This is a genomic window from Haloplanus sp. CK5-1, from assembly GCF_037201915.1.
GTDB lineage: Archaea > Halobacteriota > Halobacteria > Halobacteriales > Haloferacaceae > Haloplanus > Haloplanus salilacus.
On sequence record NZ_CP147505.1, the window covers coordinates 2,317,372 to 2,339,982 of the forward strand.

Annotated in this window: 26 protein-coding genes; 12 read left to right on the top strand and 14 right to left on the bottom strand. The window is 57.2% G+C overall.

The features are described 5' to 3' along the window. Window positions 1-214 precede the first annotated feature (214 nt). The 3 genes from sufB (at window position 215) to NBT81_RS12300 (ending at window position 3,401) form a co-directional block, all read left to right on the top strand. On the top strand, window positions 215-1,645 hold the full coding sequence (gene sufB, locus NBT81_RS12290) for a Fe-S cluster assembly protein SufB (RefSeq protein WP_338738936.1): 1,431 nt from the start codon (window positions 215-217) through the stop codon (window positions 1,643-1,645). A 46-nt stretch (window positions 1,646-1,691) separates the two neighbouring features. After that, a complete protein-coding gene (locus NBT81_RS12295) occupies window positions 1,692-2,030 on the top strand; it encodes a ferredoxin family protein (protein WP_338738938.1) in 339 nt (112 codons plus the stop codon). Window positions 2,031-2,537: 507 nt separating this feature from the next. After that, window positions 2,538-3,401: a 2-oxoacid:ferredoxin oxidoreductase subunit beta gene (locus NBT81_RS12300; RefSeq protein WP_338738940.1), complete on the top strand. Its 864-nt coding sequence runs from the start codon at window positions 2,538-2,540 to the stop codon at window positions 3,399-3,401. Window positions 3,402-3,662: 261 nt separating this feature from the next. Here NBT81_RS12300 and NBT81_RS12305 read toward each other — a convergent pair whose 3' ends face one another. Next, complete coding sequence (locus NBT81_RS12305) at window positions 3,663-4,586, bottom strand: sulfite exporter TauE/SafE family protein (RefSeq protein ID WP_338738942.1); 924 nt, start codon at window positions 4,584-4,586, stop codon at window positions 3,663-3,665. A 381-nt stretch (window positions 4,587-4,967) separates the two neighbouring features. Beyond that, window positions 4,968-5,288 (bottom strand): DUF5783 family protein, encoded by a 321-nt coding sequence (locus NBT81_RS12310; RefSeq protein ID WP_425498655.1) that lies wholly within the window; start codon window positions 5,286-5,288, stop codon window positions 4,968-4,970. A 182-nt stretch (window positions 5,289-5,470) separates the two neighbouring features. Between NBT81_RS12310 and NBT81_RS12315 the strand changes: the two genes are divergently transcribed. The 3 genes from NBT81_RS12315 to NBT81_RS12325 all read left to right on the top strand — a co-directional run bounded on the left by NBT81_RS12315 (window position 5,471) and on the right by NBT81_RS12325 (window position 8,897). Continuing rightward, the gene (locus NBT81_RS12315; protein WP_338738946.1) at window positions 5,471-5,836 is read left to right on the top strand and encodes a NifU family protein; all 366 of its coding nucleotides are present in this window, start codon (window positions 5,471-5,473) and stop codon (window positions 5,834-5,836) included. Between the two features lie 312 nt (window positions 5,837-6,148). Beyond that, window positions 6,149-6,481: a cupin domain-containing protein gene (locus tag NBT81_RS12320; RefSeq protein WP_338738948.1), complete on the top strand. Its 333-nt coding sequence runs from the start codon at window positions 6,149-6,151 to the stop codon at window positions 6,479-6,481. Between the two features lie 1,021 nt (window positions 6,482-7,502). Continuing rightward, complete coding sequence (locus NBT81_RS12325; RefSeq protein WP_338738950.1) at window positions 7,503-8,897, top strand: permease; 1,395 nt, start codon at window positions 7,503-7,505, stop codon at window positions 8,895-8,897. A gap of 127 nt (window positions 8,898-9,024) precedes the next feature. Here NBT81_RS12325 and NBT81_RS12330 read toward each other — a convergent pair whose 3' ends face one another. The 4 genes from NBT81_RS12330 to NBT81_RS12345 all read right to left on the bottom strand — a co-directional run bounded on the left by NBT81_RS12330 (window position 9,025) and on the right by NBT81_RS12345 (window position 11,680). After that, on the bottom strand, window positions 9,025-10,017 hold the full coding sequence (locus NBT81_RS12330) for a transposase (RefSeq protein WP_338738951.1): 993 nt from the start codon (window positions 10,015-10,017) through the stop codon (window positions 9,025-9,027). Between the two features lie 118 nt (window positions 10,018-10,135). Then, on the bottom strand, window positions 10,136-10,957 hold the full coding sequence (locus NBT81_RS12335; protein WP_338738953.1) for an SWIM zinc finger family protein: 822 nt from the start codon (window positions 10,955-10,957) through the stop codon (window positions 10,136-10,138). Between the two features lie 136 nt (window positions 10,958-11,093). After that, window positions 11,094-11,231 carry a hypothetical protein gene (locus NBT81_RS12340; RefSeq protein WP_338738955.1) on the bottom strand — a complete coding sequence of 46 codons (138 nt, stop codon included), beginning with the start codon at window positions 11,229-11,231 and terminating at the stop codon, window positions 11,094-11,096. A gap of 23 nt (window positions 11,232-11,254) precedes the next feature. Next, complete coding sequence (locus tag NBT81_RS12345) at window positions 11,255-11,680, bottom strand: type II toxin-antitoxin system death-on-curing family toxin (protein WP_338738957.1); 426 nt, start codon at window positions 11,678-11,680, stop codon at window positions 11,255-11,257. A gap of 1,114 nt (window positions 11,681-12,794) precedes the next feature. Here NBT81_RS12345 and NBT81_RS12350 point away from each other — a divergent pair. Both NBT81_RS12350 and NBT81_RS12355 read left to right on the top strand, forming a co-directional pair. After that, window positions 12,795-14,165 (top strand): hypothetical protein, encoded by a 1,371-nt coding sequence (locus NBT81_RS12350; protein ID WP_338738959.1) that lies wholly within the window; start codon window positions 12,795-12,797, stop codon window positions 14,163-14,165. Window positions 14,166-14,423: 258 nt separating this feature from the next. Continuing rightward, window positions 14,424-14,609 (top strand): hypothetical protein, encoded by a 186-nt coding sequence (locus tag NBT81_RS12355; protein WP_338738961.1) that lies wholly within the window; start codon window positions 14,424-14,426, stop codon window positions 14,607-14,609. A 7-nt stretch (window positions 14,610-14,616) separates the two neighbouring features. Here NBT81_RS12355 and NBT81_RS12360 read toward each other — a convergent pair whose 3' ends face one another. From NBT81_RS12360 to NBT81_RS12375, 5 genes are all read right to left on the bottom strand, one after another. After that, window positions 14,617-14,862 carry a type II toxin-antitoxin system HicA family toxin gene (locus NBT81_RS12360; protein ID WP_338738963.1) on the bottom strand — a complete coding sequence of 82 codons (246 nt, stop codon included), beginning with the start codon at window positions 14,860-14,862 and terminating at the stop codon, window positions 14,617-14,619. Next, on the bottom strand, window positions 14,840-15,112 hold the full coding sequence (locus NBT81_RS12365; RefSeq protein ID WP_338738965.1) for a type II toxin-antitoxin system HicB family antitoxin: 273 nt from the start codon (window positions 15,110-15,112) through the stop codon (window positions 14,840-14,842). Before NBT81_RS12365 ends, NBT81_RS12360 begins: the two co-directional genes overlap by 23 nt. A 90-nt stretch (window positions 15,113-15,202) precedes the next feature. Then, window positions 15,203-15,349: a DUF7563 family protein gene (locus NBT81_RS17365; protein ID WP_420191951.1), complete on the bottom strand. Its 147-nt coding sequence runs from the start codon at window positions 15,347-15,349 to the stop codon at window positions 15,203-15,205. A gap of 2 nt (window positions 15,350-15,351) precedes the next feature. Continuing rightward, window positions 15,352-15,780: a hypothetical protein gene (locus NBT81_RS12370; RefSeq protein ID WP_338738967.1), complete on the bottom strand. Its 429-nt coding sequence runs from the start codon at window positions 15,778-15,780 to the stop codon at window positions 15,352-15,354. Beyond that, window positions 15,773-16,621 carry a ParA family protein gene (locus tag NBT81_RS12375; RefSeq protein WP_338738969.1) on the bottom strand — a complete coding sequence of 283 codons (849 nt, stop codon included), beginning with the start codon at window positions 16,619-16,621 and terminating at the stop codon, window positions 15,773-15,775. Before NBT81_RS12375 ends, NBT81_RS12370 begins: the two co-directional genes overlap by 8 nt. 851 nt (window positions 16,622-17,472) lie before the next feature. On the opposite strand from NBT81_RS12375, the gene NBT81_RS12380 reads away from it, so the two are divergent. Continuing rightward, window positions 17,473-17,895, top strand: a complete 423-nt coding sequence (locus tag NBT81_RS12380) for a type IV pilin N-terminal domain-containing protein (protein WP_338738971.1) — start codon at window positions 17,473-17,475, stop codon at window positions 17,893-17,895. On the opposite strand, the gene NBT81_RS12385 is transcribed toward NBT81_RS12380, so the two are convergent. Next, complete coding sequence (locus NBT81_RS12385; RefSeq protein WP_338738973.1) at window positions 17,892-18,530, bottom strand: IS6 family transposase; 639 nt, start codon at window positions 18,528-18,530, stop codon at window positions 17,892-17,894. The genes NBT81_RS12380 and NBT81_RS12385 overlap by 4 nt on opposite strands. Window positions 18,531-18,837: 307 nt before the next feature. On the opposite strand from NBT81_RS12385, the gene NBT81_RS12390 reads away from it, so the two are divergent. After that, window positions 18,838-19,425: a hypothetical protein gene (locus NBT81_RS12390; RefSeq protein WP_338738974.1), complete on the top strand. Its 588-nt coding sequence runs from the start codon at window positions 18,838-18,840 to the stop codon at window positions 19,423-19,425. A 12-nt stretch (window positions 19,426-19,437) separates the two neighbouring features. Here NBT81_RS12390 and NBT81_RS12395 read toward each other — a convergent pair whose 3' ends face one another. Beyond that, window positions 19,438-20,022 (bottom strand): hypothetical protein, encoded by a 585-nt coding sequence (locus NBT81_RS12395; protein WP_338738976.1) that lies wholly within the window; start codon window positions 20,020-20,022, stop codon window positions 19,438-19,440. A gap of 315 nt (window positions 20,023-20,337) precedes the next feature. Beyond that, entirely contained in the window at window positions 20,338-20,718 is a 381-nt protein-coding gene (locus NBT81_RS12400) for a hypothetical protein (protein ID WP_338738978.1), read from the bottom strand. A 129-nt stretch (window positions 20,719-20,847) separates the two neighbouring features. Between NBT81_RS12400 and NBT81_RS12405 the strand changes: the two genes are divergently transcribed. After that, the gene (locus NBT81_RS12405) at window positions 20,848-21,336 is read left to right on the top strand and encodes a hydrogenase maturation protease (RefSeq protein WP_338738980.1); all 489 of its coding nucleotides are present in this window, start codon (window positions 20,848-20,850) and stop codon (window positions 21,334-21,336) included. A gap of 61 nt (window positions 21,337-21,397) precedes the next feature. Then, window positions 21,398-22,525 (top strand): hypothetical protein, encoded by a 1,128-nt coding sequence (locus NBT81_RS12410; RefSeq protein WP_338738982.1) that lies wholly within the window; start codon window positions 21,398-21,400, stop codon window positions 22,523-22,525. Window positions 22,526-22,611: the final 86 nt, after the last annotated feature.

A 22,611-nucleotide genomic window follows, 5' to 3' on the forward strand; every position in this document is an offset into this window, starting at 1 on the left:
GAGGTCGGCTATCAGACTGCTTCCTGGACTGACGAGCGGTGGATAATGATACCATATGCCGCTTTTGAGTCTGTGCGATGGTAAGTTTTTATATCGCAAAAATAGATTACCAATTTGAATACTCAGAATCAGAGATTGAGAGATTATTCGTACAGATGGCTATCAAAGATAGTTATGAATCAAACTTATGAGCCCAGAGTCTCAACCTAAGTTCATGAGTTCAGAACAAGACCATCTTCAGGACACCGATACCGAAGCTCGCTTCGAGTTCAAGAAGGAGGAGAAGTCGGCCTTCGAGGCTGAGAAAGGGCTCACCGAGGAGACGATCCGCCTGATCTCGGAAGACAAAGACGAGCCCGAGTGGATGCTCCAGCGCCGGCTACGAGCGCTGAAGCAGTTCCAGGAGATGCCGATGCCAACCGACTGGCCCGGTCAGCCGGACCTGAGCGAGGTCGACATCGACGAAATCGTCCCCTACATTCGCCCGGACATCGAGACGCGCGGCGGCGCCGAGAACTGGGAAGACCTTCCCGAGGAGATTCAGGACACCTTCGACAAGCTGGGCATCCCCGAGGCCGAGAAGAACGCCCTCTCGGGCGTCGGCGCCCAGTACGAGTCCGAAATCGTCTACCAGAACATGCAAGAGCGCTGGGAGGACAAGGGCGTCATCTTCTGTGACATGGACAAGGCCGTCCAAGAGCATGAAGATATCGTCAAGGAGTACTTCATGACCAAGGCCGTGCCGCCCAGCGACAACAAGTTCGCGGCGCTCCACGGCGCGATCTGGTCGGGCGGCTCGTTCGTCTACGTCCCCGAGGACACGAACGTCGACATGCCTGTCCAGGCGTACTTCCGGATGAACTCCGAGGGGATGGGGCAGTTCGAGCACACCCTCATCGTCGCCGAGGAGAACTCCGAAGTGCACTATATCGAGGGCTGTTCCGCGCCGAAGTACTCGGCGTTCAATCTCCACAGCGGCGGCGTCGAGGTGTTCGTCAAGGAGAACGCCCACGTCCAGTACTCGACGGTCCAGAACTGGTCGAAGAACACCTACAACCTCAACACCAAACGCGCCCTCGCCGAAAAGGACGCCACCATGGAGTGGGTGTCGGGGTCGATGGGCTCGAAAGCCACGATGTTGTACCCGTCGACCATCCTCAAGGGCCCCGGTGCGACGGACAACCACATCACCATCGCCATGGCTGGCGAAGGACAGAACATCGACACCGGCGCGAAGGTCTACCACAACGCGCCTGACACGAAGTCGACTATCGAGTCCAAGTCCATCTCGAAAGACGGCGGCCGCACGAACTATCGCGGGCTGGTCCACATGGCCGACGGCGCCGAGAACTCCTCGACCAGCGTGGAGTGTGACGCCCTGATGTTCGACAACGAGTCGACGTCGGACACGATGCCGTACATGGAGATCCAGGAGAACAAGGTCGACGTCGCCCACGAGGCGACGGTCGGGAAGATCGGCGACGAGGACGTCTTCTACCTCGAATCACGTGGGCTGGACGACGACGACGCCAAGCAGATGATCGTCTCGGGGTTCATTGAGCCGCTCACGGAGGAACTGCCCATCGAGTACGCGGTCGAAATGAACCGGCTCATCGAAATCGAGATGGAGGGATCGCTCGGGTAGTGACCAAGTCGGCTGAACGCTACACAACGTACGAGAGGATATCTCGATGGCTATCGATCCGAATTTCGAGAACACCCACGAGGAAGTTGACCGCCACGAGGACCACCGGGTATGGACAACAGATGGCGAGGAACCAACGGAGGACAAACAGGGCATCCACGGAACCCATGTCGCAGTGGATTTCGACATCTGTATTGCGGACGGGGCCTGTCTGGAGGACTGCCCCGTCGACGTGTTCGAGTGGACCGATACCCCTGGCCACCCCGAGTCCGAAATCAAGGCCGATCCCACCTACGAGGACCAGTGCATCGACTGTATGCTCTGTGTTGATGTCTGCCCTGTCGACGCCATCGACGTTGACCCGGGACGTGCTGGGAGGCTCTGACCCCCGAGAGGAGGTGCGCTGACGATGATTCTGACATTACAGTGTTACCGGTGCGGGACCGACTACGAGTACGTTGGCACCTCGCCTCATCCAGGCCAGTGCCAGGCGTGTGGCTCGCCGTGTGTTCCCCCTGCAGGGGGTCTCAGCGTCCTCAACAGCGCTCACTGGGAGAGCGCAAACGGCCTCTCGAAAGTCTGGGTGTATGCGCTCGACGAACGAGATCGCCCGTTCGAATTCGAGGTCGCCGCACAGGGCAATCGTGGAAAGTTAGTGGCACTGAGAGTCGACGGTATATCAGTTGCTCCACAAGTAGACGAGACACTCGAAACGCTTCCCCCGGCAGTGAAAACCGAACTCGCTGACGCAGGAATTGAACGAGTAGATCCCAATACACCCAAACAATCGAAGTGATGACAAGCAATCACTTGAGCGACTGGTGACCGGGAATGAGAAACAATACGCCGGCGAATCCGGCTGTCAAGATTGGGAGACAGAGAGGATAACAAAATGAGCTCAGACGTCAGATTCACCGACTTCAAATCCGACAAGCAGCCAACCTGGTGTCCCGGCTGCGGTGATTTCGGGACGATGAACGGGATGATGAAAGCGCTCGCAAACACCGGCAATGACCCGGACAACACGTTCGTCGTCGCTGGTATCGGGTGCTCGGGGAAGATCGGCACCTACATGCACAGCTACGCGCTCCACGGCGTTCACGGCCGCGCGCTCCCCGTCGGTATCGGTACGAAGTTGGCCAACCCGAACCTGGAGGTCATGGTCGCCGGTGGTGACGGTGACGGGTACTCCATCGGTGCGGGCCACTTCATCCACGCCGTCCGCCGCAACGTCGATATGAGCTACGTCGTCATGGATAACCGCATCTACGGGCTGACGAAAGGTCAAGCCTCGCCGACGTCGCGTGAGGACTTCGAGACGTCGACGACGCCCGATGGGCCGAAACAGCCGCCGGTCAACCCACTCGCGCTCGCGCTGGCTGCCGGCGGGACGTTCATTGCCCAGTCGTTCTCGTCGGACGCACAGCGCCACACCGAAATCGTCCAGCAGGCGGTCGAACACGACGGCTTCGGCTTCGTCAACGTCTATTCACCGTGTGTCACGTTCAACGACGTGGACACCTACGACTACTTCAGAGACTCCATCGTCGACCTACAAGAAAGCGACCACGACCCCACCGACCACGACGATGCTAAAGATGCCATCCTCGACGCCGACAACGAGTATCAGGGCATCATTTACCGAGACGAGAACTCCATCCCCTGGGAACAGCGCGAAGGACTCACAGAGAACATGGCCGACATTCCCGACGGCGCCCCGGACGACGCGATGGACCTCGTCCGGGAGTTCTACTGAGCGATGATAGATACTGACATGTCGGTTCACCGTTCGCCCGCTGTCCCAGCCGGTGTCGTGTCGAACTATCGTGGATGCGCAGACGCTCTGATCAGCAGTGCAGGTGTTCTGAATCGCGTAGACGACGACACTCCCCGATCCGGGATTTGCTGCCTTTCGTCTCGATAACATCATGCCAGACAACAGCACCTGCGAAGAGCACGTTCGGATCGGTTCATTGCGGTGCCACCGGTAACGTCGGTCCCCTAAATCTCGCCTGTCTCACAGGAAGAGCGCAGGAATCGTATTCCGGAAGATATTGAGTGAGATGACGAACAGCAACGCGACGACGAACCAGTTGAACTTCTCCTCGTCCACTTCGAGACGGCGAAGGTATGTTCCGAGCAGGAGGCCGACGATGGTGACGACCGCAATCACCGATCCGAGCCACAGCCGATAGGATGTCAACAGGTCCGTGAACAGCGCCATCTGGAAGATTCGGACTGTGAATATGACGCCGAGGACCATCGAGAGGCCGCCGATGTACCGCTCGGTGTCTCGCTCGAACGTATGGAAGTACGCCGGGAGCAGTGGGCCGAGGTTCGCGACGGCCAGCAAGAACCCTTCGAGGAAACCAGCCGAACCAAGCGCGACTGGATTGTGGGATCGTTCGACCGTCACGAAGTCTTGGACGATCTGGAAGACAACGTAGCCAAAGATCACGAGCCCGATGAGGAATGGCACCACTGGACCCGTACTGAACTCCGCGAGAAACACGACGCCGAGCACGGACCCGACGATTGCCAGTAAGACGAGGAGCCATTCCGTACGGAGAAACGCGATCCCAGTGTCGGTCTCGCCGATCTGAAACATGTTTATCATCCACGGCGGGATGGTCAGGATGACCACGGCGAACGTCGGGTCGATCACCGACGCAAAGATCGGGGTCGTGATCAGGGCGTATCCGAACCCGACCATCCCCTTGACGATGCCCGCAACGATAGCGACCAGGACGAACAAGCCCAGCAATCCGATAGAAACATCGGATTGAATCCCTTTCCCCAAATTCTCGAAGCCGGGGAAGAAGACGACGGAGCTCGTCATGACGGCCGCCGTCGCGAGGACCATCATCACTTCACGATACTGCAGATCGAGGAAGTTCGAAGCGAACTGTCCGATGTTTATATTTGACTCTGGCGGACTCATTGGACGTATCGAGCGGACTGGAAGAGTCCTTCTCTCGCCGAAGGTTGGTGAACGCGACGTATTGCACTCACCATCACGGCGAGTTACGCGGCTACTCGGGTCACTATCAGAAGGGGGTATTTGCTAAATTCCGCTCGAACAGCTTCTCTGGAGTGATTTGGAACAGCGATTCGGTGTCATAGATTGCGGCAATTAGTGGAGAGTCGCCTGGTGATTTTCTAAGGGCTGAACTACGCGATCAATCGCTCCACAACTGGGGCGAAACCGGTTGAACGAGGAGTCTCAGGGGACTCACCCGATGTACGAGGTCCTCACCAACAATCTACGCCACAAGAGCGACTTTCTTATCGCCCTCCAGATCAAGGGAACCCTACCCCGCGCTTACTCTTCAAATCCGAAGATCTGGCGCAATTCATCTTCGATCCGGTCAACGAATTCAGTGAGAAGGGCATCAAAAGCCTCCTCGTCGCCGGGCAAGGTCTGTTTCCGCTCTTCAATATCGTCAGGTAAGGTGATACGGAATTGTCCATCGCCCTCGTAGACCGGTTCACTCTCGTTGAGCACCTGCCGGTCGATAGCGCGGAGAATCTCTGAGTTAGCCTGCCCGTGGAGTTGCTGATACGCGTTCGAGTATGCCGTCTCCAGTTCTTCGAAGTAATGGACGTATTTGTCTTCGAATTTCTCCGGGTCGAATTCGGTCATCACTGGATCGACGGGCGGAAGAAATAAAAGATTCAGTGGCCGGACCTGGCAGGGATTACATCGCCTCCCCCCGGCCACTCGAGGGTCGGGGCACCAATTATACCGCTGCTGATGTCACTTTGGAACAAATCAAAAAATCATGTTGATTCAGAGTTATACGGCCAGAGTCGAAACAGAGTGGTATGAGTTCCCAAGCAAAAAGTGAGGAGGACCTGCGCGAGGAAATCGGGACTTTCCTACAGAAGAACTTCCCACAAATCGAGATGCACGGGGGATCGGCAGCGATTCAGAACCTTGACCGGGAAAGCGGCGAGGTGTCCATCCAGCTGGGGGGTGCGTGCAGCGGGTGCGGTATCTCTCCGATGACGATCCAGGCTATCAAGAAACGGATGGTGAATGAGATTGCCGAAATAGAGACCGTTCACGCAAATACCGGCGGTGGTGGCGGGAGTGGCCACGGCGGCAAGAGCCCGTCATTCCCTGGAGAAACAACCGACACCGGGGAAAGCGGCGGAGAGGACGATGGAGCCCCGACCGCGCCCTTCTAGATAATCACGATCGCTGTCCCCGCTCCGACGATATCGTCGCGGTCTATCCCTCTAACCGTGGTACTCACGAAAGCAAGCCACCTCATAAGATAGCTAACAGTTGAAATGCAATGATGAAAGGTGTATCGGGATTGTTAGCGCGATTCAGCGATTCCGCTCTGCTGACTTCACGCTCTACATCTTGTACGCCGCTTCTGACACGGGATGGAGCAGTCAATACGATTGTGACAGATTGAGGGCACGATCTTGACAGCGACGGCTTGTGCAAGGAATCACAGTATTCATCCGATATGGAACGGATTGGTTCTCCTGATGACCCACGTTTCGACGAGCGACTTAGTCGACCAACTTGAACAGGAAAACACGAACTACTTGGAAGTACTGAGCAAGGACGCTCTGAGCGTCGAACTTGCACAGTACCCTAATCCTGAGCCAAAGACAGCCCACAAAACTGACGAACTCTACTTCATCATCTCCGGGTCAGGAATGGTCCACGTTGAAGATGAGCGGTATGCTGTCGACGAGGGCGACATAGTCTATGTGGAACGGGGAGCCGAACACGACTTTTTTGACATCGAGGATGAAATCACGGCCCTCGTCGTCTTTGCGAGTGCCGAAGACTCCGTCCTCGGTCAAGGTCTCTGAAGAACTAACCTGCTTCCACGAACAACTGCCGAACTCAGTCTCTGTATCGGTCACGCCGTTCATGGCAGATGGTCTGCATGTATCTGATGCGTCGCCGCGATGACTCACTAGCAGTTCTCAGCTATGGAGCCTACACAGTGGGAGCGGGACTTCCCAAGAAGCGACGTTCCACATGGAGAACCTACCAGCACACACGTCTGCAGAGCGCTAGCTACCGTGGTTATACTGATGACGGCCACCGGGTGATCGCTGGAGTTCGTACTATTCTTTCTACAAGCGCGTGGTGAGCCGTCGTACGACTGTGACATCTTCCCAGCGGTGTTTTCGCGTGTATTCAGCACCCCCGATTTCGACCGTTTCAGACCCAGCAAGGGGCTTCGTTCACCGACCGACCGAGCGCCTGCAGCGCCCATCGCCGGTTTCTCGCTCGTAATCGCACGACAACGGCGGGGTGAACGTCGATGTCGTCGTCTCTGAACGCACTGGCGTTGATTTCGTTCAGCCACTGAACGATTCCGACCGATGGCGGTTTCGTCCCCTGGTTCGCTACCTCTACGGCGTGGCGCATGGCTGCTAATCATTGGCCGATTGAACGTCCCCCAATCACGGTCGACTGTCCCCCCAGCAAAAATGAGAGTTAGTGGGCTTTGGTTACAGGAACTCCACGTTGCCGTTGGGTGACCGGACCGACCACGGTAGGAACACATGATTTTCGCCGATGTGTGAGTTCAGGGACTATAACGGCGACCGAGACAGCGGGCTTTCGGGAGCGATAACGAACTCGACCCAGCCCAGTGGCAGAACGATTTCCGAGGTGTAGACTCCCGAGAGGGTAGCGGGACTTCCCGCCGCTCAGAACAGCCGTTCGAGGAGGCCACGGTCGCGGTGTTTCTCCGCGAGCAGTACCGTACAGTCCACATCGTCGATAATGCCCAATACCTTTGAATGCAAGATTTACTCCGCCCACTGCCTCGATTTCTTAAGAACAAATGACAAAATAGATGGCTGCGATAGTCTAGGTATGCAAGCCGCCCTCGTCGATGGAATCTTCGAGTCGTTGCGGATCGGCGTCGGTTTCCTCTGGACCGCCGCGTGGGCGATCATCATGGGGCTCGTCATCACGAGTCTCGTCCAGGTCTACGTCTCCAAGGAGCGAATGGCCCAACTCTTGGGCGATGGTGATCTGAACGGTCTCACCAAGGCGACCGCATTCGGGGCGGCGAGTAGTGGCTGTAGTTTCGGAGCCGTCGCCATCGGGAAGGGGTTGTTCAAGAAGGGTGCCCACGCGGTGAACTTCCTCGCGTTCATGTTCGCCTCAACGAACCTCATCGTCGAACTCGGGTTGATGATCCTGATCCTGCTAGGGTGGGAATTCCTTCTCGCAGAGCTGCTCGGCGGCCTCATCCTCATCGCCGTCATGGCGGTCATCGTTCACCTCACGCTTCCTGAGAACCTGTTTAGCGAAGTTCGAGAAACGCTCAACGAGCGCGATCACGCATCGGGCATCACGGAGGACCTCACCTGCGGGATGGAGGGCAAAGACGAGTACACCCTCACGACTGACGGCGGTGAGACGCTCAAATTCTGCTCGGAAGGGTGTCTGGAGACCTACCGTCAGGAGGCGTCGAGTAGCGGTGGGTGGCGCGAGGAGTTGCTGTCGTGGGGTGGGTGGTACAAGATCGGGAATCAGTATCGCAAGGAGTGGTCGATGATTTGGAAGGACGTCGTCGCGGGCTTTCTCATCTCCGGGTTCGTTATCGTCTTCGTCCCCCAGTGGGTGTGGAACACGCTGTTCATTCAGGGCGACGGCCTGCTCGTGACTGCCGAGAACGCGATTATGGGCGTCGCAATCGCTGTCATCAGCTTCGTCGGCAGTATGGGTAACGTCCCGTTCGCCGTCGCGCTCTGGGGCGGCGGCATCAGCTTCGCGGGCGTCATCGCGTTCGTCTACGCCGACCTCATCACGATTCCCGTGTTGAACGTCTACCGGAAGTACTACGGCTGGAAGATTATGCTCTACATCCTCGGTGTCTTCTTCGTCACGATGGCGTTCACCGGCTTCCTCATGGAACTGCTATTCGACGCGCTCGGCATCGTCCCGGATCTGGCCAGCGGTGAAACTGCGACCGAGCAGACGTACTTCGAACTCAACTACACGTTCTACCTCAACCTCGTCGCCTTCGCGCTTTCTGGATTCCTTCTCTACGTTTACCGGCGGGGACTCGGCGCACCGGGCCAGTATCGTGATCCGGTGTGCGGGATGCGAACCGACGATGAGGGCGCGAGTGCGTCCCGCGATGGGACGACGTACTATTTTTGCTCGAAGACTTGCAAGCGCGCGTTCGAAGATGAACCGACGGAATTTGCCGATCAAAGCTCGCAAATATCAAGTCACAATCACGACCATGACCACTGATGATCGCACTGTGGTTATTCCGCTGTGCAGGGGTTCACCATCACAGTTTCAATCCGCAATTGTCACACCTGACGCGCCCAAATAGACGGTATGAATAGTCAAATCTGAGGGTGTCATAGAACTCTTCTCACACCGTGATGATTGTGCTTCCCGGATTGTCTCCGCGTTCGTAGTTGGTGATTGCGACGACGAGGCGCAGACACAACGCGAGGAACACCTGCGCTCGTGCATGGACGCGGCCTCGGGCGTGCGTTCGCCCGAGGCCGCAGCCCTTGACTGATTCGTTGGTTCGTTCGACGCCACTCCGGCGGTTGTACGTCTCGTCTAGCGTTGATTGCTTCAGCTGAACGTCGTTGCTGTGTTTTTCAATGCGGTCTTCTACCCTGTACTCGATATCTTTCGGGTCGTCGGTGTTTCGTGGATTGTACGGAGCGACTGGCACGACCCCTGCGGCCAGCAGGTGGTCGTGCCAGTCGAGCGTGTCGTAGGCACTGTCTCCAAGCATCCACATCGGTTTCCCGACGGCGAGCGCGTCACGCGTGACGCGCATCGCCGTCTCTTCTGGTGCTTGTTTGCTCTCGGTGAACTCGGCTGCAATCGGGATCTTTTGCCCGGTTGAGACGATCGTGCAGCCGTAGCCGTAGTAGTACTCGTCATCGGTTGGATCATAGCACTTCGATGCGTCTGGATCGGCGGGCATCGCTCTCACGTCGGTTGAATCGATAGAATACGTCAAGTCGAGCAGGCCCCGCAAGGCGGCCTGCTCGACGAGATGGTCGAAGACCCGGTCAACAACGTGCTCAAGATCAGTGAGGAATCGATCGACCGCGTCTCTCGACGGCGGTCGATCGAAGCTACAGCTGAGCCAGACAACGGTGTTGTTCAGTTCTCGTGCAACCGGACGGATACCGTCGATGTTCTTGTAATAGCAATGGAGAAAGCCACGCATCATCTCGGGCGGCTCAAGATCTCGTGTTCGCCCCGTCTCCGCCGGGGCGAACACGTCGAACCCTTCAAGAAACTCGAAGGAGAGGTGCTCGAACAACGCCAACGTCTCCGTTTCCACGGCATTGAAGAACGATTCTACCGAAGGATCATCTTGCAGGGTCGCTGAACTCATTCCACCTCAGCGTTCACCCTGCTCTTTGGTATGCGAACTGTTCTATGACACCCTCGACCGCGACACAAACTAATTCTCGTGATCGTCGAACGTGCAGGCGTCATCGAGGGCGACACAGCTATTCGTCGGACTGCTCGCCCAGCTTCTCTCGAAGCTCGACTGCTGCCTTCTCGAAGTGTTCCGCGAGGAACGGCGTTCCCGATGTCACCCGCTCCTCAAGGAATGTGACGGCGTCAGTGACAGCATCAGCGTCGCGCTCCGTGGTCGCGACACAGTCGACGTACCCGTTGAGTGCCCGACTGAACGCACTCGAGAAGTGGTCGTACGCGCCGTCGACGCGCTCCATATTGTCGTCGAGCGACTCGACAAGTGCCCGGTAGACGGTCGCCGCCGACGCGTACCGCCCCTGCTCGCGGTACTCGTTTGCGAGATCGAACCACTGCGTGAAGTCGATGGGCTCGAAGACAACGTGGTACTCAGGGTTTGTCTCTTTGAACCGCCGATCGATCGAGGCGCGAAGCTCGTCAGCCGACTGTCTCGTCGGCTCACCGACTCGGGCGAGAAACCGGGCGCGAAGATCCGCATCGGTCGCGAGTGCGTCACGCAGGAACGCGCGGAGTTCGTCGGCGTCGGCGCCGTTAAGTGCGGCGTCGAGTTGATCGCCTTCGTCTGGCGGTGGGTCGTCAGCACACCGAAGCAACACGGCAACGACGTGCTTGCACGCTCCCGGCCCGTCGTACGGACAATCACACCACGGGGCAAACCCGTCGGTGGCGAGGTCAACACGGACATCGTACTGGCGGCTACCGCTCACGATGGCGGTTACGGTGGTACCGATGCAGTGTATTTCGTGGATACGGCTCTCAGTGAGATATCGTTCGCCACGTTCGAAGACCGCGTCCGTACAGATATCTCGAACCGCCTCCTCGGTTACGTCCATATGCGTTGACGGTGTTCCAGCGCGAACGGGAAAACCGATCGTCGATCTCGCCTTCGCACTGGATTAGAACGGTCTGGTTTTGCGAGAAGCCATAATACCGTTGTAGCACACCTAGAACTCCCAGCTTGGCGGAGTCCTATTCAGTCACGAGTTCCTCGTAGATGCCCGCGTGTTCGTTGAGGTCTTGGCGGCCGAGGAACCGGATGAGATATTGTCGCGCTTCCTCGGCGGACAGCTCATCGGGAATCTCGGGCGGCTCGCTTTCAGCGGCCATGCTTATTCCTCACTACGGGGGTCCTAGTCATAATCGTTCGGTTCGTGGGATTCCTGCTCGCCGGTGTCGCGGTCCGCCGGGAGCTGCTCCGCTCCCTCGATACGGGCCAGCCACAAATTGATGATCGCCTCGTATTCCGGTGCCAGCGGTTCTGTGTGCGCCCGCAGATACGCGAGCACGTTGTCCGCATCGACGCTGGACTCATCCGTCGCGAACGCCTTCAAAATCTCTTTGATCTCCCGGTCGTAGTCGAAGCGCAGCCCATTCAGCGCGTAGAAAACCGGGGTCGATATGAGTGCCGTTCGCTTATTGTCATCAACGAACGGATGATTGACCGCAATGAGCCGGAGCAGTTGGAAGGCCTTCTCGTGGAGCAATTCGGGGCCCTGACCGAACTGGCCTTCCTGAACGTGTTCCACGGCGTATTCGATATCGCCTGGCGAGGCCACCCCGGCGGTGGTCTCTGCATTACATCCACGATCAGCTCGTGAATGGCGTGGATGTCGTCGGCCGATAGGTAGCTGATCGATTCCGATTCCTCGCCTATTATCGATATTCTCTGAGACAACGCATATTTATTTACTGTTTTGTGGAGCGCGCTCCCGGGCTACCGCGGTGGCACGATCTCCGCGCTGCCCGATGTCGAACTGCTGCAGCACGTCGTGGTGGCTTCGATTTGTCGTTGCCGTGACGGACAACGCTTTGCCTGCTTGGACTGTTCGCACTCAGGTAATGCCGACTACAAGGCGGCGAAAACGTGGCCCGCAAACTCGCGTTGCAACTCCAGCAGGAGCAGATGTCCCCTGCTGGAGGGGCGTTCTGTCAGTACACCCTGAAGTCAGGGATTATGTTCGTGAACGCGACTGACGTGGCGTCCGACACACCCGGGTCGGCAGAACGAGAGTCCACTGGCAAGCCCACCGCTTTAGCGGTGGGTAAATCAACGTTATACAGAATCAAGAAGAAAACCTGCGGCTTCAGCCGCAGGATGAATCCGACAACTCGGAGTCGATCTACGCTGCGATAGCCACTCTGATATTTGACAATCCGTAATTTAAAGTGACAGGTAGTTCTATGTATACGTAGGAATCAGGCTGGGAACCGAGCGATTCCCTCCAGTCCTACGATGGCGGCCTGTCCGCCCCAAGCAATGAGACAATAATCGGAACTAGTCAGGTGAACGGTCGGTTCCTATAATGAATCGATGCGGTGCCCGACTGTTTGAAAGCACCACAGAAAGTAACTCCGAGTCCGTTGAAGTCTGCCGGACTCCCCAAGGCAAAAACAACTTCGGGAGTCCGAACACGACGGAGGATAGGAGTACCGGGGGCTTGGCACTCCCAGCAGTCCCACCCGCTACAGTCCGTGAACCCCACACGGATTCTCACCGTGCCGGGGTTCGGTGGAACTGCAAACCTGAAATCTCCAACGCTCAGGATTCCTCCGCGTTTACGCGGAGGAGGATGTCAATTTTGCACTATTGAAACACTCACGTTTGGATCATGCAAAAGTTCATATGTATGAATCGACTGCCATCTGATAGCATCTAATCACCAGACAGCGATGAAGGAACAGATTAGTCGGAGCGACGTGTGCGCGCCGAAGTATATCGAACCACCCTCCTGTAATCCCCCATTAGGCGTCATCAAAAAGGGTCGCCTCTGGGTAGTCGAGCTGTTCCGCGGCGGGACCCACGATGGAGAGACGCTCTCAACGCACGATCGGCAGATGGATGCGCTGCGTGCCGGCAAAGAAACGATGGAGGCGGAGACCCATCCGTGCTTGCTTCGCTGGCATGAACCCGATAGTGTCGGGACGATCTACTGGAATCCGATTTTCGAGGATCTCACCGTGCAATACGACCCGCTACAGGATGCATGGGTGGTCGTCCCGGAAGCAAGTCATTTCGTCTTTGGCACTGAGGACACGTACCAAGCGGCCTGTGAGTACGCTCTAGTCGTCCAGGAAGAATACGATTTCAAGCACTTAACGAGCTACGATCAGAACGGAACAGCCGGTGATACACGTGACCATCGGTTCTTGCGGCACGACATCACGACGTCGGGTGTACGGTTCACAAACGCACGAGCACCCGTCGACACCGATGACTCCGACGAAACGGCTGATAGTGAATCGGTCAATCAAGCCACACCGAGTGCGCTCGGGGCGTCCGTTCCTGATGTCACAAAAGTGACTATCATCGATGACGATGGGCCACTCCATCGATATGAATCACCCTGGGCGGATGAGCGGACAGCCCGGATTGTCGCATTGGCACCGGACTACCGGTCAATAGAACCGGCTGTTGAGACGATGGCAACGATCATCACGTCTTGGAATGGACTCGCTGACAGACCATACGTTGCCACAGTCTTGGAATTCGGTCTTGAACCGGCGCCCTGGATCGTCTATCAGTCACACGCGGACACCTTAGCTGAGCGTGGCCACGATCTGCCCGCCGAGAAACGACTGAGTCTGCTCGATGATATCAGTTCAGCGCTGATGGCTGCACGACAAACGGAGATGTCGACAATAGGTGTCCGGCCTGAGAACATTCAGCTCGTCCCCGATCAGTCGGGATATCGCGGTGCGCTCGCAAACTGGGGTGTCGAGTGGAGCGTCGGAAAGGTGACCGAGAAACCGTTCGTCACGCCATTTACTGCGCCCGAACAAATCGACGGGACGGTCTCGCCACGGACTAGTGTGTATCAACTCGGCGCGCTCGCATACTGGCTGTTCTGTGAAGCCAAGCCATTCACCGACACGACAAACTTACCGGAGGCGATCAAAATGGGGGACCTGATTGCACCGACCGTGGCAGGCGAGCTGCCAGACGCAGCCGCGGAAGTCCTGACGACCGCGATGTCGCCGACTCCTGAGAATCGATACGACGATGTCGGGGCCTTCTATTCGGCATTCTGCAAGTCATTTTGACCTGTGAGCAGACGGGACGCCAACCCCGATGAGGGACAATCGTGCGGGCGAAAAACAGCAGCTTCGCTCCGTCGACATCCGAGCGCTCCTCGCGTCGGCTCGCGTCTCGGCACACAGCCCCTGTGCGGTTGCTACGGGTGCTCTCGTTCCTCGTCCTTTCGTGTGTTGGCGGTGCCGTATTCAGTCCCGTATTTTCTCGCCCGAGCGTATCAGTCTGGCTGCATCGTTAGCCGCCCTTCTTTTTCGGGGTAATCGTCCATGAGCGTCGAGAATTTCGACGGAAACGGCTTTGCAGACCAGCCCTTGATCATCTATGGCTATACTGACGATACCGACGAGCTGCATATCAAGGAACTCTCACGCTCGGGCTGTGGTGAATTTAGTCCCTCCCCCGGCGACGTACTCCACCGCGGGGCTATATGCTTCGACACTCCCAAAGCCTGAGTAACTTCTACCGATTCTGGTCAATCCATGCTTTGAATTCTTGGTAGTCTTTCGCACCGGCCTGATCAGCAATATCTCGAAGCGTGCCCTCACTGATTTCGTCGTGGAGTGGAACGGGCACAGTCCGGGCCTCTGCATCGTGATCTTCGGGTGGCTCCCAGCGGAGGATCGCATGGTCGCCTCGCGTACGTTGCCACTTTCCCGGAGAATGCCGAATACGACCTCCAGCGTCAGTCGAAGATCGTCGAGCCATCGAGTGACCCTGACGTATTCTGTTCAGGGTCGATCCCTAACTCGCGGAGCTCGTCTTCGCTTGGAGGCTCGCCTTCTCCGTGGTAGCCTTGGAGTGCTTCATCAAGGTTTTCGAGGGCATCCTGGCGATTTTTCCCCTGGCTGACGACGCCAGTATCCTCGTCTTTCGCTACCCACCACTCGTCCTCACACGTGAGCGTGATCACCGTCCCAGTCGGCAGGTCATCCGTAATCCTCGAGTCAGTGGTCATTGGTCGCCTGTGTCTTAATACTCTAAGCGAGTGGACGCCTGATCCGTCTTCTGGTCACTGTCTCCTTCTGGACAAAGCGGCTTGATCCAGTTACGTTCGCGATTCCCTTGGTTTGCTCCCGCTGCGAGTCATGTCCTCACAGTGGGGACAGGCACGCGGAGCATCGACGTTGTCGGGCGTGAACACGCGGACGTATTGTTCGGTGACATGCGCACCGCAGTTCTGACACTCTGGCATGGTTACTCGGGGTTACTACCGTCGATGTCGATCCCGCGTCCTTTGAGCAGTGCTGTCGCGACTTCCTCAGGGTGGTTCGCAACAACTCGGAGGGCAGCATCGTGGAGTTCACGCTTTGGAACATCTCGGACGCCGTATTCACGACGGAGGACCATGCCAACATCAAGATCGAGTGTATCTTCAAACGCCTCCCATGCCGATTCACGAGCATAGAGCGGACGCTGTGTCGTCTCGTCGAATGTGAATGCTGGCGTGTCGTCTGACTGCTCGGTTGGCTTCTCGTCGGCCGGCGTGGCGGCGTTGGGCGGCTCCTCAGTGGTCGTGTCACGCGTCGAGTCAGCTCCGGCTGTTTCATCGTCGGCATCGTTGGCCTGATCGTCATCGCCTTCGAGTGCCTCACTGATCCCGTTGAATCGACTCTCATCAGGCATCGATACCACCTCGCTCGACGATTGCTGCCAGTTCATCAAGCCGCTCCAGTTGGTCGCACTCGCTGTCGTAGGCCGCGACTGGCTTGCCTTCTCGCCACGCCCGACGGAAGGCAATTCGTTTCCGGATCCCCGGTCCAGGAGAGTCGGGGTTGTCGAAGTGATCTGATCGACCGAATGCTGGGAGATTCTCTGCGAATGGCGACGTCTCGATATCTGTGATAATCCGTCGTTCTTCGTTGTCACCTTCGAGACGGTTCGGAACCAGCGCGAGGATATTGATATCCAGTTGTTGGCGGAGAGGAGCAATCTGGTCTTCGACCATCCGCTCTAGTCCGGAGATACTCGGCTCACTCATTTGGAGTGGTACGATTACGTTCTGGGAGGCGATCAGTGAAGCATCTGAGAGTGCGCCGAGATTTGGTGGCGAGTCGATTACGACGTAGTCGTACCGGTCTCCGAGGACTGCTTCAACAACGTGCTTGCGGACCCACGTCTCAGCGAATGTCGTCGTCCGGATCCGGTCTTCAAGCGCGTCGAAGTCTCGGTTTGCCGGAATCACGTCGAACCACTCTGTCTCTCGGATGATGTCGTTGAGTGTTGCTGTCGCGTCATCACCGAAGACGTCCCCGAGATGCGTCTCAGCATCGTATGCGTCTCGAAGCCCAACGCCTTCGGTTGCGTTTCCCTGCTGGTCAAGATCGACTAAGAGGACACGATGTCCTCGTTCGTGTAACCGCTCAGCGATGTTGATTGCGAGTGTTGTCTTCCCAACACCGCCTTTCTGGAGTGCTACGGAGACTGCGCGAGGTTGTGTTGCCGTGTCTTCTGAATTCTGGGACATGGTGGTCTCTCGTCAAGAATAGGTACAATAGGTGCAATAGGTGAGATTCCAACCTATCGCACGCTATGTGGATACTCTACCTATTGTACCTATTCTTGTTACAGAGGCTATCTCGCGGCATATATGTAAAAGTGCGTCAGACGATACAATAGTTAGAATAGGTGAGATAGGTGGAATAGGCACGGTAGAATTTTATGACCAGCAGTTACCCCACAATCTGAATTGTCGACTGATTAGTGGGGTAACTCCCACGATCGTCGCTCATCGCTGTAAGTCCTTACTGAGGACTCACGACTTCGTCACAGATCGGGCATTCTGCCCAAATCCCGGTCGTTCCGTCGTCTTTCTCGTATTCGACCAAGACGTATGCACTAGTGAGCCCCTCACCACACTTCGGACAGCGTCCGAGTGGTGCATCGCTGGTCATTAGGGGAGGGAAGGGTGCGTGTGACATATCCCTTCCAACTGAGCGTAGGGCAATGAGTGGGTGTAAGCCTTGTGTGGCATCGTATTGACGATGCACCGCTGTCTGTAAATTCCGCTCAGTCGCCACAACTAATTCCCTCGCAGCTGACTTTCAGACGATGGGTCTCCGGACAGTACTCACTCGAGTACTCTTTGAGACCGAGTCAACGGTCATCGTTGAGTGCTGTCACTGTGGGCTGACTGTCTCCCCGGAGACCGACTCGTGTCCAGCATGCGGGGCGACGGACTTCTGTTGTTACGAGATACCCGAATAGGGATCCTGTCGAAATTCTCGGCAACTGAGACGATCTCCGTGCTGAATATAGAGGATGAGTTCAGCAGGGAATCCCCAAGATTATTTAATTTAGTAGAAAACAGATTCGATGATGAATCAGCAGGATCGCGCTGTGACTCCTGTGATTTCAACCATTCTCATGGTCGCAATTGTGGTTGTTTTAGCCGCAACTATTTCGGTGTTTGTCCTTGACTTTACAGGAGATCTCGATGGCCCTGCACCGAATGTTGCTCAGTCAACTGGTTCATTTCTTCCCCAAGATGGAAACAGTGGTGGGATCGTCAAACTCACACATGTCGCCGGTGACTCTATCGAGATCTCAGATATCGAAATCTCAGTGAGGGCAGGATGTAAGGCAGGAACGAAGCAGGGACGAATCGTTAATCTCCCAGCAGGATCGTATAATGCCATCCGGCAATCAGATGGTCAGATTAAGGGAGATGAAATTTTTGATGAGAGTTCATTGAATACTATCGATAATCAAGTAGACGGTGTAAATAACGGGTCGCGTTAACTTTGGCGTGAGTTGTGCCGGACGGCGAGGGCTTTGAGCCACGATTCTGCTGTCTGCGGTTCGACATGGCTGAAACTAGTTGCGAACGATGAGGTTCGTCGTTCTATCTCCCAAAAGACACGTTCGATGGCATTCCGATTCCCGTGTGAAATCATCTGGAATCGGTACCCGTCTTCGTCGAGGACGTTCACCAAGTAATCGGCGTCATCGACGAGAAATTCGACGCCATCTAGCCGATATCGTCGATGAAGTTCGGTCAGAAACCATCGCGTCGTCTGTTTCGTTGTCGCTGGAAACAGCCTGAACTGCAGGATTTCGTTTGTTTGAGGATCGACGGCACCGTACAGCCAGTAGTCGTCGCCGTTGATGCGGATCACTTTCTCGTCAACCGCAAGTTGATCCGCACTCACCGTCGACATCGGCTGTAGATCGGCCTTGTGCACCCAGTTGTGAACCGCGACGTGACTACGTTTGACTCCCAACTCATCGAGAAACTGACTGGCATCCCTTGTTGACATACCTGCGAGATGACACCGGATGCCCACTTGAATCGCCCACTCGGGAGTCCGCTTTCGCTCCACAAACGACAAGTCGATCCACTCGATACATCCGTTGAGGCGGTCGAATTCTGGCATAGACACTCGGAACTCGTCCGCCTCATCCTCTAACTTAACGCGACCGACTGTCTCGGACGAGGAGTTTACCAACTCGATTGTGGAGGTGGACGACCGACGTCGACTGCTACTGGGCCTCGTTGAATCGGATGCACGATGCTGGCCAAAAACCGACAGCCAGTGAGAAATCGCCGACACGCCGGAGGATACCACAGAGCGCTCCCGGGCGAACGGCCCCACTGTTCTCTTCGGAGTTTGCCCACACTGACGCGGATATCGCTTCGGACGCACCACAGACTCATATTCTCCAGTTACGAAACACGAATCGATGACTGACCGGGATGACGATTCCGAGGTGGACACCGGTGACTCGGACACGTCGAGCGCGGAAAGCACTGGAAACGAAGAGAAAACCAACGTTGACGTCTCAGATTCGGGAGCGTCCGAGCCGAAAGACCCGAAGTGGGAGAAGCCCTCGGTAGATGATATTCCCGAATTCGAGACCGGCGGTCGGCCCCCGTCACACGAGATGCAACCGGACGTGACGGCGGGTAAACCGAACGACGCCCGGACACCGGCCTCAACGCGTCTCGGTGGAGCCGATACCGAAGCGTACATTTCGGCACTCGAACTGTGTGCGCGCTTACCCGACGAGTTGCGCCTGCCCGACGAGGCAGCTGATATCGTGCCGACCGCGTTTGAGGCCGAACTGGAACAGGAGATTCAGGCCTTCGCTGCCACGGAGTTCGACAATCCGACGCCACATGTGGAAACGCTGTCGTTCATCGAGGCGGACGGCGACATCTGGCTGAAACTCCGACTCGGCGCTCCGGTCGAGACGTTCGATCAACTGGCCGATCGAACCGTAGAACTGCGGGAGTACGCACTCGAAGAGTTGGATTCGTTTCTCGAATAATCGAGACCATCGTCACCCGCGTCCAACGTTCGCACGGTCGATACCAAGATGCGCCGGCGGGTCCCCGCCACGCAGTTCGGACGGGACGGCGTCCCCGGGCGTCTCCATGCGGTCGGGTATCGTAGTCCGACCGTCCGGGCGATTGAGGAAAAACGGCGCAGAGGACATTGACGCACGCCGGAACTTCTGTCGCCACGTCGACTCGCTATGCAGATAACACCCGAACGAGAACCGGCCATATCCCATCGCTTCAGCCTTGTCCGTCACCACGTCTGCTTCCTCGGTTTCGAACTCGTCGTCGCACATCCACGCGACGAACGGCGGGTCCCCGGCAAGTCGGCCGATAAACACGTCCCAGCCGGCGTCGTCCTCGAAGACGACCCACGCGTGTCGGTTGCCGACGGCGTCGACTTCGATACTGAATCGGTCGTCTTCCCAAACGAATGTCGCTTCGTGTCCAGGGATGCGTGCGCCACGGTGGTGGTAGACGACCCCACTGACATCGTGTTCGACGGCGTCGGAGACACGCAGAGCCCCGTTACTCCGGAGTCGTTCACGAAACTGTGGAAGGGCGTAGAGTATCTCCGAGTCACTCATGTCTGAAACCACCTCGACTGGGCAGTGGTCTGACATCCTCCCACGGTTAAAGCCGTGGGGTTCCGGTCACAGACCGGGCCTACGACGGAGAGGTTCCCCACTCGCTGACGGTGGGGTTGTGGGCCGTGCCAGTACGGCCCCCGACTCGAATAGCGGGCTTCATCTACCGCCTCGTTGGCGTGCATATCCTTACCCGAGACTCGGTAGCACAACCGACGAGCGCCTCGACATTCAACGTTTCGCTGGTTGTCGGCTTTATCCTACGACTGAAGTCGTGGGCTTTCGCCTTGTTCAACTGTAATTACGTCGATTGGATCACTCCGGTGCTGGCGCGGTCGGGCACACGTCCTCCTCGTCCGCCTCGGGGTTGTGACACCAGCAATCGGGACCACACTCGGCGTGCGAGTGCCCCTCCTCCATGTGGCCGAACGTATCGGCAAAGCGACGCTTGGCCTCGTACTCGCCACGGTCGGTCAATTCGTATCCGTCCGCAGCGCGTTCGAACAACTCGTCATCCTCCAGTCGGTCGAACACCAGACGGATGTCGTCATCCGTTGCATCGAGAAACGCGGTGAGATCAGTCGCTTCGATCGTGTCCGAAATATCCTCCTCCCGGAGCATCCAGTACGTCGCTTCAAGAATCTCGTCGCGGAGCACTACGGCGTCCAGCTGATCGCCGTTCGACTCGGATCCCATGTGAGTTGGTAGCGAGGAAAAGTGAAAAAACTACCGTCGGACTCGCGTTTCGCGAGCACGGCCGTCGCCAGCCGATATCCAACGATACCGGGACAAGAGCCAAGAGCGGGCTCCGCCGATAGACGTAGCATGGAGATACTGGTCGCGTGCATGGGCAATCTCTTGCGGGGTGATGACGGGTTCGGGGTGGCAGTGTCGGACGCACTCGACGATCGGAATTTTCCGGCTTCGGTCGATGTCGTCGAAGTCGGTATCTCCGGTGTCAGTATGGCTCAAGAGTTGCTCGACGGATACGACGCGTTCGTTCTCGTCGATGCGATGGAAACGGGTGACGACCCCGGGACGGTCAGCGTCAGTCGGGCGTCGGTTCCGGATATCGACCAGTATTCCGACCGCGAGGTCGCAAGCTTCGCGGCGGACATGCACCAGACCGATCCATCGAAAATTCTCGTGTTGGGCGAGGCACTCGGCGTCCTGCCGGACGTCGTCGTCGTCGTTGGTTGCGAGCCGACCGACACTGACGAACTCACCGACCAACTGAGTCCTCCGGTCCAAGACGCGGTGCCGAAAGCTGCGGATCAGGTCGAGCGGATCGTCGACGAACTCCTTCGCCAGTAAGTCTGGCTCGCTGACTCATTTTGCCTACATGTTTAATATTGTGGAAATACGAGCGTCATCCATGAGTGCAGGTGGCAAGACACCGGAGGCTGACGCCGCCTCCGAAGCGACGGAGCTCGACAGTATCGACGTATTCTGGCTCCCCGGCGAAGCCTGTGACGGCTGTTCGATATCGACGCTCGGGGCAACGGATCCGCCGATAGAGGATCTCCTACGCGGACATGTTCCTCACCTGCCGCAAATAAACCTCCATCACCACGAACTCGCCGTCGAATCCGGAACGGCCTATGTCGACGGGATGCGGGACGCCGTAGCCGGCGAACGCGACCCGTACATCGTCGTCGTCGAGGGGAGCGTTCCGAACGAACGCCTCATCGACGGCGACGGCTACTGGGTGTCGATGGGGAAAGACGAACAGGGCGACCCGGTCACAACGGTCGACTGGCTCGACCGACTCGCACCCGGTGCCGCAGCCGTCATCGCTATTGGGACGTGCGCGACGTGGGGCGGCGTGCCCGCTGCCCAGGGGAACGTCACGGATGCGATGGGCACGATGGACTACCTGGGGCGTGACTACCGAAGCGAGCTGGATCTACCGGTGATCAACGTGCCCGGATGTGCGCCCGTCGGGGACAATTTCATCGAGACGGTCGCCCACCTGCTCTTGCACGTCGGCGGATTCGGCCCACCTCCCGAGCTGGACGAACTCGGGCGGCCGAAGTGGCTCTTCGGCGAAACGGTCCACCGGAACTGCGAGCGTGGGAGCTACTACGAAGAAGGCGACTTCGCGGAGGAGTACGGGAGTGAAAAGTGTCTCGTCAGTAAGGGATGTTGGGGACCGACGGTCAAGTGTAATATGCCCTCTCGGCGGAATATCGCCGGCGTCGGCGGGTGCATGAACATGGGGGGCAAGTGTATCGGTTGCACGATGCCCGGGTTCCCCGACAAGTTCACACCGTTCTTCAAGAAGCCACCGGGATCAAAAGTATCGACGGTGAGCGCCTCGATTCTGGGTGGGATCATGTCCCGGCTCCGTCGCAAATCGATGAAGAACCTCGATACGTCGACTCGGTGGGAAAATCCTGGCATCACGGAACGAATGTATCAATGGCAACTCAAGCGCGGGTCGAACTACGATCCCGATCGCGGACTCGAGCGCCGGCCGGGGAAGAGAACGAGTGATGACTGACCATGTGCTTGGACAAATTTCCGGTAGAGTTTGACGCCGAAGGGAACGCACAACTATCCGACTCCGCCCAAGAAGGTAGTACGGAC

What these genes read in the sequence shown, in the direction of transcription:
- NBT81_RS12295 (WP_338738938.1), top strand. Translation starts at nt 1,692, where the DNA reads ATGGCTATCGATCCGAATTTCGAGAACACCCACGAGGAAGTTGACCGC.
- NBT81_RS12390 (WP_338738974.1), top strand. Translation starts at nt 18,838, where the DNA reads ATGACTGACCGGGATGACGATTCCGAGGTGGACACCGGTGACTCGGAC.
- NBT81_RS12300 (WP_338738940.1), top strand. Translation starts at nt 2,538, where the DNA reads ATGAGCTCAGACGTCAGATTCACCGACTTCAAATCCGACAAGCAGCCA.
- NBT81_RS17365 (WP_420191951.1), bottom strand. Translation starts at nt 15,349, where the DNA reads ATGCCAGAGTGTCAGAACTGCGGTGCGCATGTCACCGAACAATACGTC.
- NBT81_RS12340 (WP_338738955.1), bottom strand. Translation starts at nt 11,231, where the DNA reads ATGGCCGCTGAAAGCGAGCCGCCCGAGATTCCCGATGAGCTGTCCGCC.
- sufB (WP_338738936.1), top strand. Translation starts at nt 215, where the DNA reads ATGAGTTCAGAACAAGACCATCTTCAGGACACCGATACCGAAGCTCGC.
- NBT81_RS12355 (WP_338738961.1), top strand. Translation starts at nt 14,424, where the DNA reads ATGAGCGTCGAGAATTTCGACGGAAACGGCTTTGCAGACCAGCCCTTG.
- NBT81_RS12375 (WP_338738969.1), bottom strand. Translation starts at nt 16,621, where the DNA reads ATGTCCCAGAATTCAGAAGACACGGCAACACAACCTCGCGCAGTCTCC.
- NBT81_RS12410 (WP_338738982.1), top strand. Translation starts at nt 21,398, where the DNA reads ATGAGTGCAGGTGGCAAGACACCGGAGGCTGACGCCGCCTCCGAAGCG.
- NBT81_RS12310 (WP_425498655.1), bottom strand. Translation starts at nt 5,288, where the DNA reads ATGACCGAATTCGACCCGGAGAAATTCGAAGACAAATACGTCCATTAC.
- NBT81_RS12320 (WP_338738948.1), top strand. Translation starts at nt 6,149, where the DNA reads ATGACCCACGTTTCGACGAGCGACTTAGTCGACCAACTTGAACAGGAA.
- NBT81_RS12405 (WP_338738980.1), top strand. Translation starts at nt 20,848, where the DNA reads ATGGAGATACTGGTCGCGTGCATGGGCAATCTCTTGCGGGGTGATGAC.
- NBT81_RS12365 (WP_338738965.1), bottom strand. Translation starts at nt 15,112, where the DNA reads ATGACCACTGACTCGAGGATTACGGATGACCTGCCGACTGGGACGGTG.
- NBT81_RS12315 (WP_338738946.1), top strand. Translation starts at nt 5,471, where the DNA reads ATGAGTTCCCAAGCAAAAAGTGAGGAGGACCTGCGCGAGGAAATCGGG.
- NBT81_RS12395 (WP_338738976.1), bottom strand. Translation starts at nt 20,022, where the DNA reads ATGAGTGACTCGGAGATACTCTACGCCCTTCCACAGTTTCGTGAACGA.
- NBT81_RS12380 (WP_338738971.1), top strand. Translation starts at nt 17,473, where the DNA reads ATGAATCAGCAGGATCGCGCTGTGACTCCTGTGATTTCAACCATTCTC.
- NBT81_RS12400 (WP_338738978.1), bottom strand. Translation starts at nt 20,718, where the DNA reads ATGGGATCCGAGTCGAACGGCGATCAGCTGGACGCCGTAGTGCTCCGC.
- NBT81_RS12370 (WP_338738967.1), bottom strand. Translation starts at nt 15,780, where the DNA reads ATGCCTGATGAGAGTCGATTCAACGGGATCAGTGAGGCACTCGAAGGC.
- NBT81_RS12350 (WP_338738959.1), top strand. Translation starts at nt 12,795, where the DNA reads ATGAAGGAACAGATTAGTCGGAGCGACGTGTGCGCGCCGAAGTATATC.
- NBT81_RS12385 (WP_338738973.1), bottom strand. Translation starts at nt 18,530, where the DNA reads ATGCCAGAATTCGACCGCCTCAACGGATGTATCGAGTGGATCGACTTG.
- NBT81_RS12330 (WP_338738951.1), bottom strand. Translation starts at nt 10,017, where the DNA reads ATGAGTTCAGCGACCCTGCAAGATGATCCTTCGGTAGAATCGTTCTTC.
- NBT81_RS12305 (WP_338738942.1), bottom strand. Translation starts at nt 4,586, where the DNA reads ATGAGTCCGCCAGAGTCAAATATAAACATCGGACAGTTCGCTTCGAAC.
- NBT81_RS12325 (WP_338738950.1), top strand. Translation starts at nt 7,503, where the DNA reads ATGCAAGCCGCCCTCGTCGATGGAATCTTCGAGTCGTTGCGGATCGGC.
- NBT81_RS12360 (WP_338738963.1), bottom strand. Translation starts at nt 14,862, where the DNA reads ATGGCTCGACGATCTTCGACTGACGCTGGAGGTCGTATTCGGCATTCT.
- NBT81_RS12335 (WP_338738953.1), bottom strand. Translation starts at nt 10,957, where the DNA reads ATGGACGTAACCGAGGAGGCGGTTCGAGATATCTGTACGGACGCGGTC.